The organism is Actinomyces bouchesdurhonensis, from assembly GCF_963540955.1.
In the GTDB taxonomy this organism is placed as follows: Bacteria; Actinomycetota; Actinomycetes; order Actinomycetales; family Actinomycetaceae; genus Pauljensenia; species Pauljensenia bouchesdurhonensis.
In genome coordinates, this window is the sequence record NZ_CAUTSL010000051.1 from 1 (window position 1) to 16,152 (window position 16,152).

20 protein-coding genes are annotated in these 16,152 nt (G+C 62.5%); 16 read left to right on the forward strand and 4 right to left on the reverse strand.

What is annotated here, in order from left to right; translation table 11 throughout:
* Positions 1–514: 514 nt before the first annotated feature.
* The 11 genes from infA to glmM all read left to right on the forward strand — a co-directional run bounded on the left by infA (position 515) and on the right by glmM (position 8,078).
* A complete protein-coding gene (gene infA, locus RYL44_RS08260) occupies positions 515–736 on the forward strand; it encodes a translation initiation factor IF-1 (RefSeq protein WP_003790580.1) in 222 nt (73 codons plus the stop codon).
* Positions 737–776: 40 nt separating this feature from the next.
* Positions 777–890, forward strand: a complete 114-nt coding sequence (gene rpmJ / locus RYL44_RS08265) for a 50S ribosomal protein L36 (protein ID WP_003790577.1) — start codon at positions 777–779, stop codon at positions 888–890.
* Positions 891–1,037: 147 nt separating this feature from the next.
* The gene (gene rpsM, locus RYL44_RS08270; protein WP_005872704.1) at positions 1,038–1,412 is read left to right on the forward strand and encodes a 30S ribosomal protein S13; all 375 of its coding nucleotides are present in this window, start codon (positions 1,038–1,040) and stop codon (positions 1,410–1,412) included.
* 61 nt (positions 1,413–1,473) lie between these two features.
* Positions 1,474–1,884: a 30S ribosomal protein S11 gene (rpsK, locus tag RYL44_RS08275; RefSeq protein WP_003790556.1), complete on the forward strand. Its 411-nt coding sequence runs from the start codon at positions 1,474–1,476 to the stop codon at positions 1,882–1,884.
* Positions 1,885–2,008: 124 nt separating this feature from the next.
* Positions 2,009–3,004: a DNA-directed RNA polymerase subunit alpha gene (locus RYL44_RS08280; protein ID WP_073982360.1), complete on the forward strand. Its 996-nt coding sequence runs from the start codon at positions 2,009–2,011 to the stop codon at positions 3,002–3,004.
* Between the two features lie 43 nt (positions 3,005–3,047).
* The gene (gene rplQ / locus RYL44_RS08285; RefSeq protein ID WP_073982361.1) at positions 3,048–3,629 is read left to right on the forward strand and encodes a 50S ribosomal protein L17; all 582 of its coding nucleotides are present in this window, start codon (positions 3,048–3,050) and stop codon (positions 3,627–3,629) included.
* 85 nt (positions 3,630–3,714) lie between these two features.
* Positions 3,715–4,464: an ROK family protein gene (locus RYL44_RS08290; RefSeq protein ID WP_073982362.1), complete on the forward strand. Its 750-nt coding sequence runs from the start codon at positions 3,715–3,717 to the stop codon at positions 4,462–4,464.
* Positions 4,461–5,369, forward strand: a complete 909-nt coding sequence (locus tag RYL44_RS08295) for a tRNA pseudouridine synthase A (RefSeq protein WP_314975676.1) — start codon at positions 4,461–4,463, stop codon at positions 5,367–5,369. Before RYL44_RS08290 ends, RYL44_RS08295 begins: the two co-directional genes overlap by 4 nt.
* A gap of 203 nt (positions 5,370–5,572) precedes the next feature.
* Positions 5,573–6,016 (forward strand): 50S ribosomal protein L13, encoded by a 444-nt coding sequence (gene rplM / locus RYL44_RS08300; protein WP_073982364.1) that lies wholly within the window; start codon positions 5,573–5,575, stop codon positions 6,014–6,016.
* 38 nt (positions 6,017–6,054) lie between these two features.
* Positions 6,055–6,546: a 30S ribosomal protein S9 gene (rpsI, locus tag RYL44_RS08305; protein ID WP_073982365.1), complete on the forward strand. Its 492-nt coding sequence runs from the start codon at positions 6,055–6,057 to the stop codon at positions 6,544–6,546.
* A 179-nt stretch (positions 6,547–6,725) separates the two neighbouring features.
* Positions 6,726–8,078 carry a phosphoglucosamine mutase gene (gene glmM, locus RYL44_RS08310; RefSeq protein ID WP_276739763.1) on the forward strand — a complete coding sequence of 451 codons (1,353 nt, stop codon included), beginning with the start codon at positions 6,726–6,728 and terminating at the stop codon, positions 8,076–8,078.
* A gap of 107 nt (positions 8,079–8,185) precedes the next feature.
* On the opposite strand, the gene RYL44_RS08315 is transcribed toward glmM, so the two are convergent.
* Complete coding sequence (locus RYL44_RS08315; protein ID WP_073982367.1) at positions 8,186–9,127, reverse strand: hypothetical protein; 942 nt, start codon at positions 9,125–9,127, stop codon at positions 8,186–8,188.
* A 42-nt stretch (positions 9,128–9,169) separates the two neighbouring features.
* Entirely contained in the window at positions 9,170–10,219 is a 1,050-nt protein-coding gene (coaA, locus tag RYL44_RS08320) for a type I pantothenate kinase (RefSeq protein WP_073982368.1), read from the reverse strand.
* A gap of 77 nt (positions 10,220–10,296) precedes the next feature.
* On the opposite strand from coaA, the gene glmS reads away from it, so the two are divergent.
* The 5 genes from glmS to RYL44_RS08345 all read left to right on the forward strand — a co-directional run bounded on the left by glmS (position 10,297) and on the right by RYL44_RS08345 (position 14,893).
* Positions 10,297–12,210 carry a glutamine--fructose-6-phosphate transaminase (isomerizing) gene (gene glmS, locus RYL44_RS08325; RefSeq protein WP_314975677.1) on the forward strand — a complete coding sequence of 638 codons (1,914 nt, stop codon included), beginning with the start codon at positions 10,297–10,299 and terminating at the stop codon, positions 12,208–12,210.
* A 203-nt stretch (positions 12,211–12,413) separates the two neighbouring features.
* A complete protein-coding gene (locus tag RYL44_RS08330) occupies positions 12,414–12,773 on the forward strand; it encodes a hypothetical protein (RefSeq protein WP_314975678.1) in 360 nt (119 codons plus the stop codon).
* Between the two features lie 3 nt (positions 12,774–12,776).
* Positions 12,777–13,166 (forward strand): helix-turn-helix domain-containing protein, encoded by a 390-nt coding sequence (locus tag RYL44_RS08335; RefSeq protein ID WP_314975679.1) that lies wholly within the window; start codon positions 12,777–12,779, stop codon positions 13,164–13,166.
* A complete protein-coding gene (locus tag RYL44_RS08340; protein WP_314975680.1) occupies positions 13,159–13,614 on the forward strand; it encodes a hypothetical protein in 456 nt (151 codons plus the stop codon). The genes RYL44_RS08335 and RYL44_RS08340 overlap by 8 nt, the downstream gene beginning before the upstream one ends.
* 373 nt (positions 13,615–13,987) lie before the next feature.
* Positions 13,988–14,893 (forward strand): GRP family sugar transporter, encoded by a 906-nt coding sequence (locus RYL44_RS08345; RefSeq protein WP_314975681.1) that lies wholly within the window; start codon positions 13,988–13,990, stop codon positions 14,891–14,893.
* Positions 14,894–14,978: 85 nt separating this feature from the next.
* Here RYL44_RS08345 and RYL44_RS08350 read toward each other — a convergent pair whose 3' ends face one another.
* Positions 14,979–15,287, reverse strand: a complete 309-nt coding sequence (locus RYL44_RS08350; RefSeq protein ID WP_314975682.1) for a hypothetical protein — start codon at positions 15,285–15,287, stop codon at positions 14,979–14,981.
* Between the two features lie 566 nt (positions 15,288–15,853).
* Positions 15,854–16,152 (reverse strand): integrase core domain-containing protein (locus tag RYL44_RS08355; RefSeq protein ID WP_314975683.1); only part of this gene is annotated, 299 nt, incomplete at its 5' end.

Here is a 16,152-nt window from a genome sequence, read left to right on the forward strand (position 1 = left end):
GGCGTAGTCGAAAAGTGACCGTGGGGAATTACGTGCGACATTATTCGGTAAGGTCCGGTGGTCCCGCTGCGGCTCGGGCAGTCCCCGCGCTGGTGCGTGGTGAATGGGCTGCGGTACGCGGTGTGTGGTGCTGGTCTGGTCCATCTTGGCCGCAGCCCTCGTGTCTCCAGTCACGGAGTCCCTCAACCGCTGAGTCTTCACCACTTTCGCACGTAATTCCCTCGCGACTATTTCAAACTTTGAATTCGCAGCGTTGGAATTGCAACGTTTTGAGGCGTAGTCGAAAAGTGACCGTGGGGAATTACGTGCGACATTATTCGGTAAGGTCTGGAGGTATCTTCGGAAAATGTGACGGATTAAACGTGAGCGAACCGACAGGCATCCTGGCTACCGCGCGGGGGTGCCCATGTCGTAGAGTAGTTCCTTGGGCGTATCTGCATGTCATCACGACTGCGTTGCGCCTAGCGGCATCCGCCGCAACCTATCCGAGACATGTAGAGGATAAACGGAGGATATGGCGAAGAAAGACGGCGTCATTGAGATGGAAGGCACGGTCGTTGAGGCCCTGCCTAACGCGATGTTCCGTGTGGAACTCAAGAATGGCCACGTGGTTCTCGGCCACATTGCGGGAAAGATGCGTCAGCACTACATCCGCATCCTGCCCGAGGACCGAGTTGTCGTCGAGCTGAGCCCCTACGACCTCTCCCGAGGCCGTATCGTCTACCGCTACAAGTGACCCGACACAAACTGCCCGACGGGCAGTGGAGGTAACAACCATGAAGGTCAAGCCGAGTGTCAAGAAGATCTGTGACAAGTGCAAGGTGATTCGTCGCCACGGCAACGTCATGGTCATCTGCGACAACCCCAGGCACAAGCAGCGTCAGGGCTGAAGCCTGCTGCGACCGCGGGGCATCATGCCCCACAGCATCACTCTAAGCGCCCACACGCGGGCGACCCTCGGTTCGGAGGCCGGGGCCGGGCTGCTCGCCCGGATTGAGCGATGACGACCTCCGATGAACAACTGGAGCAACATCACCATGGCACGTATTGCCGGCGTCGACCTCCCCCGCGAAAAGCGGCTCGAGATCGCGCTCACATACATCTACGGAGTCGGCCGCACTCGCGCGGCAGAGACCCTCGCCGCCACGGGCGTCAGCCCGGACACTCGCGTCAAGGACGCGACGGAAGAGGAACTCGTCAAGCTTCGTGACTACATTGAGGCAAACTTCAAGGTTGAGGGTGACCTCCGCCGTGAGGTTCAGGCCGACATTCGTCGCAAGATCGAAATCGGTTCGTACCAGGGCCTTCGCCACCGTCGTGGCCTGCCGGTCCACGGTCAGCGCACCAAGACCAACGCGCGTACCCGCAAGGGTCCCAAGCGCACCGTTGCAGGCAAGAAGAAGGCCAAGTAAGGCCTAGGAGAGCGCACCCCCTCGGGGTAGCTTTCCGCGACAAGAAGGAACTGAACCAGAAATGGCAGCAGCAAAGACCTCGCGCTCGGGCGGTGCCCGCAAGCCGCGTCGCAAGATTTCGAAGAACGTCACCAACGGCCACGCCTACATCAAGTCGACGTTCAATAACACCATTGTTTCCCTGACGGATCCCACGGGCGCGGTTGTCGCCTGGGCATCCTCCGGCCAGGTTGGTTTCAAGGGTTCGCGTAAGTCCACCCCCTTCGCCGCGCAGCTCGCGGCTGAGGCTGCGGCTCGCCGCGCCCAGGAGCATGGCATGAAGAAGGTTGACGTTTTTGTGAAGGGACCTGGTTCCGGTCGTGAGACCGCGATCCGTTCTCTGCAGGCCGCCGGCCTGGAGATCGGTTCGATCCAGGACGTCACGCCCCAGGCCTTCAACGGCACTCGCCCGCCGAAGCGCCGCCGCGGCTGACATGCGGACGGGAGGGTCCTGCCCTCCCCACGTCTGAACCTTACGGTTCACACTCCCTTAGCCTGCTCATGCAGGTTCCCATACCCGGTGTCATATAGCGGGCACCGGTCAGAAAGGAATAGACGTGCTCATTGCAGAGCGACCCATCCTGACCGAAGAAAAGGTCAGCGACCTACGCTCCCGTTTCACCCTGGAGCCTCTCGAGCCCGGGTTCGGCTACACGCTCGGTAACTCCTTGCGTCGTACCCTCCTGTCCTCGATTCCGGGTGCAGCGGTGACGTCCATCCGTATTGATGGCGTCCCCCACGAGTTCCGCACGATCGAAGGTGTGAAGGAAGATGTCGCTGAGATCATCCTGAACATCAAGCAGATCGTCCTATCCAGCGAGAACGACGAGCCTGTCGTCATGTACCTGCGTAAGGCTGGCCCCGGTGAGGTTCTCGCTGGAGACATCACGCCTCCCGCCGGTGTCGAAATCCACAACCCCGAGCTTCGCCTCGCCACTCTTAACGAGAAGGGCAAGCTGGAGATCGAGCTGACCGTTGAGCGTGGCCGCGGCTACGTGTCGGCAGCTCAGAATAAGGATCCGCAGGCCGAGATTTCTCGCATCCCGATTGACTCGATCTACTCGCCTGTCGTTAAGGTGACCTACAAGGTTGAGGCGACGCGTGTCGAGCAGCGCACCGACTTTGATCGCCTCGTCATCGACGTGGAGACCAAGCCGGCGATCACCCCGCGCGATGCCCTGGCCTCGGCCGGCAAGACGCTGGTGGAGCTGTTCGGCCTCATGCGTGAACTGAACGAGGAAGCGGAAGGCATCGAGGTGGGACCCTCCACCACCGACGCTACCCTCGCGGCCGATCTGGCTCTCCCCATCGAGAACCTGAACCTGCAGTCGCGTTCCTACAACGCGCTGCGTCGCCGCGGTATCCTGACCGTCGGCGAGCTGGTTGCACATTCGGAGGCCGACCTGCTCGACATCCGTAACTTCGGTACCAAGTCGATCGAAGAGATCAAGGAGTCTCTTGCGGCTCTCGGTATGACGCTGAAGGACTCGGTGATGCCGAGCTTCGGTGACTCGGAGTCCGCCGCGATCTTTTCGGACGACCAGTCCATCTGACCCCGTGCGTCCGATGGACGCATTGAATCCGTAGGAGAAACACATGCCCACCCCCAAGAAGGGTGCTCGTCTGGGCGGTAGCCCGGCACACCAGAAGCTGATTCTGTCGAACCTGGCGGCTCAGCTCATCGAACACCGCGGCCTCACGACCACGGAGGCGAAGGCCAAGATGCTGCGCCCCTACGTCGAGAAGCTCATCACGAAGGCCAAGCGCGGCGATCAGCACGCTCGCCGTACGGTCCTGAAGAAGATCCCGAACAAGGGCATCGTTGCGATCCTGTTCGAGGAACTGGTTCCCGCCATGGATTCCGAACGCGCCGGCGGTTACACCCGTCTGATTCGCGTCGGCAACCGCAAGGGTGACAACGCCCCTCTGATGCGCATCGAGCTCGTCATGGAAAAGGTTGAGAAGAAGGCCGTCGTCAAGGCGGCCGAGAAGACGGCTGAAAAGGCCGCTGAGGCCGAGGTTGCCGCTGAGGCCGAGGAAGCCGCTGAGGCTGCCGCCGAGCGCGCCGAAGAGGCCCGTGAGGACGGCGATCTGGCCAAGGCTAACGAGGCTGAGGAAATCGCTGAGGAGGCCGGCAAGGCTGAAGATGCCGCCGAGCAGGCCGCCGAGGAGAAGTGACGACTCGTCACTGAGTTGCGCGAGCGCAGGGTCGGGTATTCCCAACGGGGTGCCCGGCCCTCGTCGTATCCGGTAGCCTGAAGGCATGACTCGCGAGATGACGTTGGCGATTGACTGCGGTGGCGGGGGTATCAAGGGTTCCGTTGTGGATGAACGTGGGACCATGATGGCTCCGGCACGCAGGGTGCCCACTCCCTACCCTTTGCCCCCCGAGCTGCTTGTTGAGACCGTCGTCGGTCTGGCGAAGGTGTTGCCTCCTGCGACGCGCGTGACGATGGGGATGCCCGGCATGATTCGCCACGGTGTCGTTATTGCGACGCCGCACTACATTACGCGTGATGGTCCCCGGTCGCGCGTCTTGCCTGAGCTGGTGGAGCGTTGGGATCATTTCGACATGGGCCGGGCCATTGAGGCGGCTCTTGGTTTGCCCACGAAGGTTCTTAACGACGCTGAGGTTGCGGGGGCCGGTGCGATTACGGGGCGGGGCCTGGAAATGATTATCACGCTGGGCACGGGTTTGGGTAACGCGGTTTTTGATGGGGGGCAGTTGGCGCCCCACGTCGAGGTGTCGCAGGGTCCGGTTCGATGGGGTCTGACCTACGACGACTACATTGGTGAGCATGAGCGTTTGCGTCTGGGGGACGTGCACTGGTCGCGGCGGGTTCGTCGCGTCGTGGATGGTTTGCGTCCTATGTATATGTGGGATCGCCTCTACTTGGGTGGCGGTAACTCGAAGCGCATCACGGCTTCGAACCTGCGCCTGATGGGCGAGGACGTCATCGTCGTGCCTAACGATGCGGGCATCATCGGCGGCGTGCGGGCGTGGGAGCTGTGAGCGCTCGCCGCCTGCGTCTGGACCTCGGCTACGACGGCACGGACTTTCGCGGGTGGGCCGCCCAGCCTGGGCTGCGTACCGTCCAGGGTGAGATTGAGGCGGCGCTCGCGATGGTCTCGCGCGAGGACGTCGTGACGACGGTCGCCGGTCGCACCGATGCGGGGGTGCACGCGCGCCACCAGGTCTGTCACCTCGATGTCGACGACGAGGTCTGGGCGCGGTTGGTTCCTCGGCGTGGACCGGGCGGGGAGGAGGCCACGGCCTCGTTACTGGTGCGTCGCCTCAATAAAATCCTCTCGGGGCGCTACGGGGAGCGTGCGCGTGCGCGCAGCGTGGCCGTTGCACACGGCACGTGCGACGTGCGCATCTACTCGGCGGCGGTCGTCGATCCGAGCTTTGACGCGCGCTTCAGTGCGCTCGGACGTCGCTACGCGTACCGTGTGTCTGACCGACCTGAACCGCTGAGCAGGTGGGATCGCCTGTGGGTTGATAGTGCCCTTGATGAGGACGCCATGAACGAGGCGGGGGCTGCCCTCCTCGGGGAACACGACTTTCTGGGGTTCTGTCGTCCGCGTGAGGGGGCCACGACGATCCGAACGCTGCGCACGCTGCGTGCCGAGCGCGACTTCGAGGGGACCCTCGTCTTCACCGTCGAGGCCGACGCCTTTTGTCACTCGATGGTCCGTTCGCTCGTGGGGGCGCTCCTCCCCGTCGGGCAGGGGGCGCGTGATGTCGGCTATCCGGCGCGGATCCTGCGTGCCTGCTCGCGTCGTGAGGCTGCGCCGGTTGCCCCAGCCCATGGGCTCACACTTGAAGGCGTCGACTACCCCGATCCCTCCCAGTGGGGTGCCCGTGCGCTCCAGACCCGTGCGAGGCGCGACAGCTGCTGCGGCGACGGCGGCTGAGGAATGTGACACAGTAGCCGCCGCCCTTTGACCCTCGGCCCACGTGCCGATAATATGGCAAGTGCTGTGCGTTGGCAGAGTACCTGGTGTCTCCCACTCGCTAGGAGCGCTCGCCGACGCCTCGCGCGAACCGTTTCATCGCGGACGCCCCCGAAAACTCGGCGCGGCGTCCCATGACCAAACAAGAATTGAAGGTTACGCCCGTGCGCACCTATTCACCCAAGCCTGGGGACGCGGACAAGAAGTGGTACGTCATTGATGCCACTGACGTCGTCCTCGGTCGCCTGGCAGCCCAGACCGCTGCCCTCCTTCGTGGGAAGCACAAGCCGACGTTTGCCCCTCATATGGACATGGGCGACTACGTCATCATTATCAACGCGGACAAGGTTGCCCTGACCGGCAAGAAGCTCGACCAGAAGATGGCGTACCGCCACTCCGGTCGTCCCGGTGGCCTGACCGCGACCGCCTACCGTGACCTCCTCGCCGCGGCGCCCGAGCGCGCCGTTGAGAAGGCTGTTAAGGGCATGCTTCCTCACAACTCCCTCGGCCGCGCGCAGTTCAAGAAGCTGCACGTTTACGCTGGCCCGGAGCACCCCCATGCCGGCCAGTCGCCGGTTCCCTACGAACTGACCCAGGTCGCGCAGTGACCTGTGGTCGCTGAGCACCTTTTACACTGAGGAGAACCGTGGCTGAGACCATCGTTTCCGCTGAGCTGGATGAGGAAGTCGTCCCCAGCTCTTACACGTCCGAGACCGAGTCGGCCCCCGCGGGTGCCGGCCAGTCCATCACTGCGCCCGGCGCGGGCCTGGGTCGCCGCAAGGAGGCCGTCGCCCGCGTTCGTTTGGTTCCTGGCTCCGGCAAGTGGACCATCAACGGTCGCACCCTCGAGGATTACTTCCCCAACAAGTTGCACCAGCAGCTGGTGAAGTCGCCTTTCGTGCTGCTCGACATTGACGGTCGTTTCGACGTCGTTGCCCGCATCAACGGTGGCGGCGTCTCCGGCCAGGCCGGTGCTCTGCGCCTCGGCGTGTCGCGCGCACTCAACGAGATTGACCGCGACGCGAACCGTCCGGCCCTGAAGAAGGCTGGCTTCCTGACACGCGACGCCCGCGCCACCGAGCGTAAGAAGGCTGGCCTGAAGAAGGCCCGCAAGGCTTCGCAGTTCTCGAAGCGCTGATCGTATCGGGCAACCGTTGCGTTGGCCGCGCCCCGCTGTCGCGGGGCGCGGCTTTCATTTGCCCATCTGTGTGCCGTGGGATGCGTGCCTTTCCTGTCCGTGCGCTGGCCTCGTGTGAATGAGTGAGCGTAGTCGCGGTACTCTTAGTGCAGTCGTATGACCCACTGAACGGAGAAGCTATGCCCAGGATGTTCGGCACGGATGGCGTGCGAGGACTGGCGAACGTTGACATTACAGCGGAACTCGCGCTGCAGCTTGGCGAGGCAGCTGCCCGCCAGTTCGGTGGGAGGGCGCGAGCGGACGGTTCGAAGCCACGGGCGATCATTGGTCGTGATACGCGTATTTCTGGCGAGTTCCTTGACCATGCTCTTGCGGCGGGTCTGGCGAGCGCTGGCATGGATGTGACGCGTATTGGTGTTGTTACCACGCCGACCGTCGCGCATCTGACAGCCACCGAGGACACTGTGGACCTGGGTGTCATGATTTCGGCGTCTCATAATCCGATGCAGGACAACGGCATCAAGTTCTTCGCTCACGGTGGCTACAAGCTCGCCGATGCGGTTGAGGACCAGATCGAGGCGCTCGTGGGCGTGCAGTGGGATCGTCCGACTGGCGCTTCCGTGGGGGACGTTAATGCGAACCACGCGTGGGCTCGCGAGTCCTACCTTGAACACCTGATTAAGGCGATTGGCACGGACCTGCGTGGCATGAAGATCGCCATTGACTGCGCGAATGGCGCTGCGTACGAGTTTGCTCCGGCTGTGTTCCGTGAACTCGGCGCGGACATCACTGTCATCAATGCGTCCCCGGACGGACGCAACATCAACCTGAATGCCGGTTCTACTCACCCCGAAGGATTGCAGGCAGCGGTGGTGGAGTCGGGATGCGACTTCGGTGTCGCGTACGACGGGGATGCGGATCGGTGTCTGGCTGTCGACCACGAGGGTCATCTCATTGACGGCGACAAGATCATGGGTGCTCTGGCCGTGAACGCGCGTAGCCGCGGTGCCCTCGCGAAGGACACGCTGGTCGTGACCGTCATGAGCAACCTGGGCCTGCTGATCGCGATGCGCGAGGCGGGTATCAGGACCGTGCAGACGGGTGTCGGTGACCGCTACGTGCTGGAGGAGATGCTGGCATCCGGGTATTGTCTCGGCGGGGAGCAGTCTGGGCATATCATCGCCCGCGACCATGCGACAACCGGTGACGGTATTCTCTCTTCTCTGCTTGTGTCGCGTATGGTCAAGGAGTCAGGTCGTTCACTGGCTGATCTCACGTCTTTCGTCAAGCGACTGCCTCAGACCCTCATTAACGTTGGCGGCGTCGATCGTGGCGCTGCTGCCACGAACCAGGCTGTAGCTGATGCTGTGGCTGCTGCTGAGGCGCGTCTTGGTGAGACGGGACGTGTGCTCCTGCGTCCCTCGGGCACGGAGCCTCTTGTGCGCGTCATGGTTGAGGCTGCCACTCAGGAAGAAGCTGACGCCGTGGCTAGCTCGCTGGCTGACGTCGTCAAGGAGAATTTGTCGCTGTAAGCGTTGCTTTTCTACAGCGCGGTGGGCGGGTGCCGGTTGGCGCCCGCCCACCGCGTATCGCGTGGGCGTGGTCCCTCTCGTCGCCGTTGATACCAACGCGTTGGCCGTCAGGACATGTTCGAGGGGTAGAAGCGGGAGCGGAAACCATCGAAGAAGTTCATGTTTTTCACGGCAAGCTCCACGAGCCGGTCCGCGGCCAGATTTGGGGTCGTGAAAAGCTCCTGAACGTCGGGGTGGTTGCCACGGGTGATGACACCGAACTCGCCGTCGGGAGCGCAGTAGAACAGGTCCTTGCTGAGCGTGTGCGAAGGGGTGGCTTGGAATCGCCGCATGAAGTCTATGCGAAGATAGTCGAGGAGGCGAAGGTACTGCTGGGTGATGGAGGAAGGGTCGGCGGGCGCGTACAGGAGGACAGAGCGTTCGGGGATCGATAGGAACAAGCCGTGGGGTGCGTCGATGTGCAGTGTTGCGACCAGGTTGGCGACGTGTGCAGCTTTCGATGCGATGAACAGCGATTCCCCGGCGATTCCGGTGAAGGGACCCGCGCAAGCGGACTCGTCGATGGGTTCGTTGTCGGTGTTGATCTGGCCGTAGTGAAAGAGTTCGTCTGCTGACAGGGGGAGTTGCGCGAGTTCGTTATCCGTGATTGTGGTGACCGTGCTCGGGAAGTCGAGGCACAGGCCCAGAGCGAGGCCGCCGGGGAAGGGACGCGTGTAACTGAAGTGAGTATTGGCGGCTAGATCCGGGGCGAGGATGCGGGTGCGCACGCGCCCACGCAATTCGTCGGGGTCAGTGATCGGTGTCTTGGTGACGCGGCCAAACTCGATGACGAAGGCAACCCAGCGTTCGATCCGTTCCGTGTGCGTGGCAGGGGCCGACACTGCGAGTTCGTTGACGAGGTTTTCGACGCTTAGGAGGCCGCCATCTTCGAGCACCAGCGCCGACTGGTCCGTCGTCGGGTCGACGGTCGCAGTTGCCTCGATTCCGGCGTCGTGCAGTCGCCGGATGAGGAAGGATAAGGTGTGTTCGACGAGTTCCGGTCGCTCCATGGTCCGATTCTACAGTGCGCCCGCGGGCACTGTAGATGGGGGTTAGTCCTTGCGGATCGCCAGGGATTCGACTCGGTGGTTGGCGCCCTTGGTGAAGATGAGTGTGGCGCGCTCGCGGGTGGGCTGGATGTTTTCGCGAAGGTTTGGCAGGTTGATCGCGTTCCACACCATGTGGGCGGTGGACACGGCCTCGGTGTCGGTCAGGGATGCGTAGGTTTTGAAGAAGGAGTCCTCGCGTGAGAAAGCGGTTGCGCGCAGTTTCAGGAAGCGGTCGACGTACCACTGTTCGATGTGCAACTCGTCGGCATCGACGTAGATGGAGAAATCGAAGTAGTCGGAGACGGCAACCGAGATGGAACCGGGCGTCGAGCGCGGGGGTTGGAGGACGTTGAGGCCCTCGACGATGAGAATGTCGGGCCGGTCCACGTCGATGGAGGTGCCGGGCACGATGTCGTAGGTGACGTGGGAGTAGACGGGTGCCTTCGCGTGAGGCTTCCCCGCTTTGACGGCTGCGAGAAAGGAGATGAGAGCGGCGCGGTCGTAGGATTCGGGGAATCCTTTGCGGGCGATCAGTGAGCGTTCCTGGAGAGTACGGTTGGGGTAGAGGAAACCGTCGGTTGTCACTAGGTCGACCCGCGGGGTGGAGTCCCAACGCGAGAGGAGGAGCTGGAGGAGACGCGCGACGGTGGATTTGCCGACTGCAACCGACCCGGCGATGCCGATGACGAAGGGTGTGGAGTGGGCGTCGGGTTCGCCCAGGAATGCGTGGCGCTCCGCTGAGATGCGTTTGCGCCCGTCGATGTAAAGCTGGAGAAGAGCGGACAGTGGTCGGTAGATCGCGTTGACTTCGGTCATGTCGATGGGGTCGCCGAGGGACGCGATCTGATCGATGTCGTCTTGCGTCAGTGGCAGGGGAGTGCGGTCCGCTAGGGCGTCCCAGGTGCGTCGGTCGAAGCGCGCGTAGGGGCTGGGGTTTGCTCGCCATCCCACGTTCGGAGTTGTTTCCGACGAGGCCGGGGCTGCGTTGGGCGAGGAAGCGTCAGTGGTGCTCACGGGCTTATTGTCCCTCACTCGTGCCCCTGCGCGCGCCATGTGCAACCCACGTGCGTCACGTGAAGCGACACACGTTCGTGATGCCGGGTGGGGGCGGATGTGTTGGAATTAGAGGCATGTGCGGAATTGTTGGACATATTGGATGCAAGGCTTCTCAGCGCAGTCGCGAGGTGATCCTCGGCGGCCTGGCGCGTTTGGAGTACCGCGGATACGACTCGGCGGGCATCGCCCTGGCCTCCGACAGCGGCCTGTACGTGCGCCGCGCGGTCGGCAAGCTCGTGAACCTCGTCGAAGAGCTCGACGCGGACAGCCCCGCCGACGCCTACGCCGGCATCGGACATACCCGCTGGGCCACCCACGGGCGCCCCACGGTCGCTAACGCTCACCCCCAGATGAGTCCCGACGGGCGCTTCGCGCTCGTGCATAACGGCATCATCGAAAACGCGGACATCCTGCGCGCAGCCCTCATCGCTGACGGCGAGGTTTTCGCCTCCGAGACCGACACCGAGGTCGTCGTCCACCTGTTGGCGCGCGCTTACGACGACGTTACCCCGGCCTCGTACCTGGGGCCGGTCGCCGGACTAACTGGTGCCGACGAGGAGGTCGCCCGCCGACTCGTTGGTGCGATGCGCGCGGTCACCGAACAGCTGCACGGCACGTTCACGCTACTGGTTGTCTCCAACCAGTCGCCGAACGTCATCGTCGCTGCCCGCCGCTCCTCACCGCTGGTTATCGGCCTGGGCGAGGGAGAGAACTTCCTGGGTTCCGACGTGCTGGCCTTCGTTGAGCACACGAACCGCGCCGTCGAGATCGGTCAGGATCAGGTCGTCGTCGTATCCGCGACCGACGTGACCGTCATCGACCCCGACGGAAGTCCCGTTGCCCTTAAGGAGTACGAGGTTGACTTCTCTTCGGATCGCGCCACCAAGAACGGCTGGCCGACCTTCATGGAGAAGGAAATCCACGAGCAGCCCGACGCCGTGCGCGCGACACTGGCTGACCGTATCGACTCCCACGGCCACCTGGCCCTGGACGAGGTGCGCATCCCTGAGCACGTTCTGCGCTCAGTCGACAAGGTCATCATGATCGGCTGTGGCACCGCCTCTTACGCGGGACAAGTCGCCCGCTACGCCATTGAGCACTGGTGCCGCATCCCCGTCGAGGTCGAGCTCTCCAGCGAATTCCGTTACCGCGACCCGGTCGTCGGCGAGAAAACGCTGGTCGTCGCCATCTCCCAGAGCGGCGAAACCATGGACACCATTCAGGCGATCCGTCATGCCCGCGAACAGGGAGCGAAGGTCGTCGCCATCGTCAACACGCCCGGCTCAACGATCTCACGAGAGTCGGACGCTGTGATCCTCACCCACGCGGGTCCCGAAATCGCTGTCGCCTCCACGAAGGCCTTTACCGCGCAAGTCGCTGCATGTTACATCTTGGGCCTGTACTTGGCGCAGGTGCGCGGCAACAAGTACGCCGATGAGATCGCCGACTACATGGACAAGCTCGCCCGCGTACCTGACGCCATCGCCCGTATCCTGGAGAACGGAGAGACAGTCCGTCAGTTTGCCCGCACGATGCAAGACGCGACCTCTGTCATCTACCTGGGCCGCCACGTCGGCTTCCCTGTTGCCCTCGAGGGCGCGCTGAAACTCAAGGAAATCTGCTACATTCACGCCGAGGGCTTCGCCGCCGGTGAACTCAAGCACGGCCCCATCGCCCTGGTGGACGAGGGGCAGCCCGTCATCGTCATCGTGCCGACCCCGCGCCGCCCCGAGCTGCACGGTAAGGTCCTGGCCAACATTGCTGAAGTGCGCGCCCGCGGCGCCCGCACGATCGTGGTCGCCGAGGAAGGAGACACCTCCGTCGACGAGTTCGCAGAGGTCGTCTTCCGTGTGCCCCCCGTGCCAACCCTGTACGCGCCACTCCTGACCGTCGTGCCGCTGCAGATTTTCGCGTGCGAACTCGCCACAGTCAAGGGGCTGGACGTCGACCAGCCGCGCAACCTCGCCAAGTCCGTGACCGTGGAGTAGCCACCCGCGCGGGGTGGGCGCCCCGTGAACGTTCCCGGGCCTCGTTCCTCATCCAGGGACGAGGCCCGGGTCGCTTTTACGGACCGGTGTCAGTTTCCTCATGCTCGGGGGGTGACTGTGAGTTCCCCTTGCGTGTTGTACGAGGCAAGCCGTCGACGGCATGCGCGCTCACAATTCAATACCACCCGGCTACCATGGAGTTCATGAGTGTCGCAGATAATTCCTCCAGGTCGAATGCGTGCCTCGACCTGCCTGCGGACTTCTATTGGTATGGCGGCGGTAATGGAACGGCTCAAGAGCACATCAGCTTAGCTGTAAATGCTCTTATGGCGGCCATCAAGGAGCCAACGAACCGTCGCTGGAATCCGTACCAAGAGGCGATGATCCGCGCGAGTTTTAGAAAGCGCCTTGAAAAAGCCGCACAAGGCAAACTTCGACCACCGGGAGAACTGAAATCTCTGCGTGGCGGTGTTACTCTCTTCGAAATTCGCTGGCGGGACATTGATGTTCGCGAAGTTAATTCCTCAGGGATTGACTCCTATGCTCAGGTTTATATAGTTTAATCTATGACTTCAGTGAGTGATGAGAGCCTTGAGCGCCGCGCAGATCTGCTGGTCGATGCGAGGGATCGTCTTCTCGAGGGTTTGGTAAGGCTCCGCAAGGAGCATAAGCTCAGCCAGCAGACTGTCGCCGAGCGTATGGGCGTCAGTCAGCCTACGGTCGCTGCGTTTGAGCGCTATGACGCTAACCCGACTGTGTCATCCATCATCCGGTACGCGATGGCCGTCAATGCGGTCCTCGACATCAAGGTTGTCGATGACTGTGGTGGGGGCGTACCCGCTACGTGGCAGATGACCGGAGCCGCCCAGGCAACTGTTCGTGTGCCTGCACCCTCGCGTAAGGCGCAGGCGGTCACCGACGACTGGAGTATTACGCAGGAGCCAGCTTATGTCTGATGTGCCCCTCTTGGTAAGCGTCGAAGAGATGCTTGCAACTGCGAAACTCCAACTTGTGGACATTCGCTTTGATCGCCTGTCGATTGATCTTGTGGATGATGCTCCCCAGGCTGGTTCCGATCTTGAAGGTAGTGAGCCTACGCCGATCGAGATCAACTGCATGCTCGGCACTCGCCACGAAGGCAAACGTTTCGGAACGCGATTTGAGTTCCAGTTTAAGGCTACGCAGTGGCAGGCTGTTATCGCTGTCATTGCCTACTATGAGGGGTGTCAGGAGTTTGTTCTCTCCCCCGAAGCGTCTGCTGACTTTGCATCGAGAGTTGCGCTCATGGCGGCGTTTCCTTACGTTCGTGAAGCCCTCAGTGATTTGACCACGCGGGTTACCGGCACGGCAGTTCTACTGCCTCTCATTCGCCCCGGTCAAATCACTTTCGCTCCCAATAAGTAGTCTAGGCGGTTTTCTTACAAGGGCTGTGCGCGTCTCTTCCGCATTTTGTTCGCCCTATAGCCTGACGCCAGGCTGAAGCCCCGTGAACGTTCCCGGGCCTCGTTCCTCATCCAGGGACGAGGCCCGGGTCGCATTGTGTGGCTGGGCAGCGGTCACCCACACCTGAGTGTGCTGCACCATTGATGAGAGCTGATCCGGTGAACGGATTGACGGTGAGCCTGTGAAACAGTAGCCAAAACCGTGATTGGCTGTGCACAGGTGGGGCAGGTTTCGACTAGCGTGGAAGAGCTGGCGGCCAGCCCGCCGCGCTCAACAACACAAGCAAGCTCCGGCCTCGTCAATCGGGGCCGCGACCACCCCAGGAGGTGCGCACATGACCCTGTCCACGATCCTTATCGGCATCCTGCCCTCTGTCTTCTTTGGCGTCGCCACGACGCTCATGGGCAAGACCGGCGGCTCGGACCGCCAGCGAGTCATGGGCGCCGTCCTCGGCGGCCTGCTCATGGCCGCCGTCGCCACTCCGTTCCTGCATCCCGCGTGGACGCCCCTGAACCTGGGCGTCTCCTTCCTGACCGGCCTGCTCCTCGGCGTCGGCGTGTGCGACCAGCTGCGCTCCTACTCGGTCCTGGGTATGAGCCGCACGATGCCACTGTCCACCGGCGGTCAGCTGGTCCTCATGTCCCTGGCGGGCATCGCGATTTTCGGCGAGTGGCTCCACGGCGGGGCGCTGCCCTACGGCATCGCCGCGATCATCGTCCTGATTGTCGGCATCTGGTTTCTGTCGCGCTCCGAGTCGGGCTCTGACGCGGCGTCGCTGGATTGGAAGCGCGGCGCTTTCCTGCTGACGACCTCCACGCTGGGCCTCGTCGCTTTCCCGCTCATCATCAAGTGGTTCGACATCCAGCCCGCCGAGTTCCTGCTGCCTCAGGCGATCGGCTACACCGTGTACTGCGCGATCTTCTTCGCGATCCAGGGGCGCGGCGGCGTCGACCCTGAGGATTCGCTGCGCCACCGCCGTATGCTCCCCTCGACCTTCAACGGCGTCCTGTGGGGCACCGCGATCCTGCTCCTTCAGCTCAACTCCAACAACCTGGGGGCGGGCACCGGCTTCACGCTCTCCCAGCTGGGAATCCTGATCTCGACGCCGCTGGGAATCCTCTGGCTCCACGAGACGCGCTCGCGCAAGGAGCTGCGCTGGACCATCATCGGCGTCGCCCTGGTCATCGTGGGCGCTGTCCTGGCGGGCGTCGCCAAGACACTCGACGTGGCGGCCGCCTGACGGGCCTCCACCTGAGCGCGGCGGCCCGTTGTGGTTTGGTGACGTCGGCCTTGCGCAGGAATGCGGGAGCCTGACAGAACAGTTATCAGAATGTGTCTCCGCCGCGTTCTGCGAGAATGCGATTAATGACCTCGTCTGGCAGCGGGCGCCCCGTCGCATCGAGCAAACCGTGACGCTTCAAGTACTGATAATACGGATCAGCAAAACGAGGCAGAGGAAACGGCAACAAATACACGACACCAATAACAAGGGCGAGCAGACCAGCAGCCCCGAACGAGTACCAGAGGAATGTGGGAGCTCCGATCTTCTGTAGGAGCATCCCAAATCCGGCACCGACGAACATGAGGCCGACGCAGGGGCGCAGTATTGCTTGAGCGCTGCGCGTGGGGGACATTGCCGCAGACATCCTCCGCCACGATCTGGCAAGCGGCGAGTCTGTGTATGTCTCGAGCCACCACGCATGAATCAACAGGCAGCCAAAAATGATGCCGCCAAATCCGGTCCACATGCGTCAACCTACTTCCCGTTGAGCCACTCGGCGAGGGGTGGCCTTGATGCTGTCATTTGTCGCGTCTGTATGAGCCGCTCTGACGGGCCCGCGCGATCGTTTCGCCTACCCGCGTCTGGGTGGTCTGTGGAGTCAGATCAGTGGGAGTCGTAGGCGGCGAGAGTGCCTTGCGCGATGAGCCTTAACGATCGGCAGTCTACGTCGCCCGGGTGCGCGGTGTGAAGACCACGTCCACCCTGCGGAAAGCGAATCTGTCCCCCGAAATTCCCATGTACATGAGACGCAGGATCGTCACCATGTCGGTCGTCGCCCTGGTGATCTTATTGATTTTCTTCTCACGAAGTGGTTGATGAACGCTACCGGTTGCTGGGGTGTCAAGATTAGCTGGGTCTAGCTGATCCTGGCCTGGTCTGGTTTTGTGGACCGGGTGTTTTGAGGGTTGTTGGTTGTTATTAGTGGTGTTGCGCCCATTGGCGTGCGTATTGGTTGGGTGAGAGCCAGCCTAGCGCGCTGTGGGGGTGCTCTTCATTGTAGCGCTGGGACCAGGCACCGATCAGGGCGCGCGCGTGGTTGAGGTCCTCGAACATGTTGTCCTCGAGGAGTTCATCACGCATGCGGTTGTGTAAGGACTCCACGAATCCGTTATGCCATGGCTGTCCCGGTGGGATGAACGCTTGGAGCGTGTCATGCTCGCTGGCCCAGGGGACCACGCCGTTGGGGGTCATATTGTCGCGGGTCCACGTGGTGTACT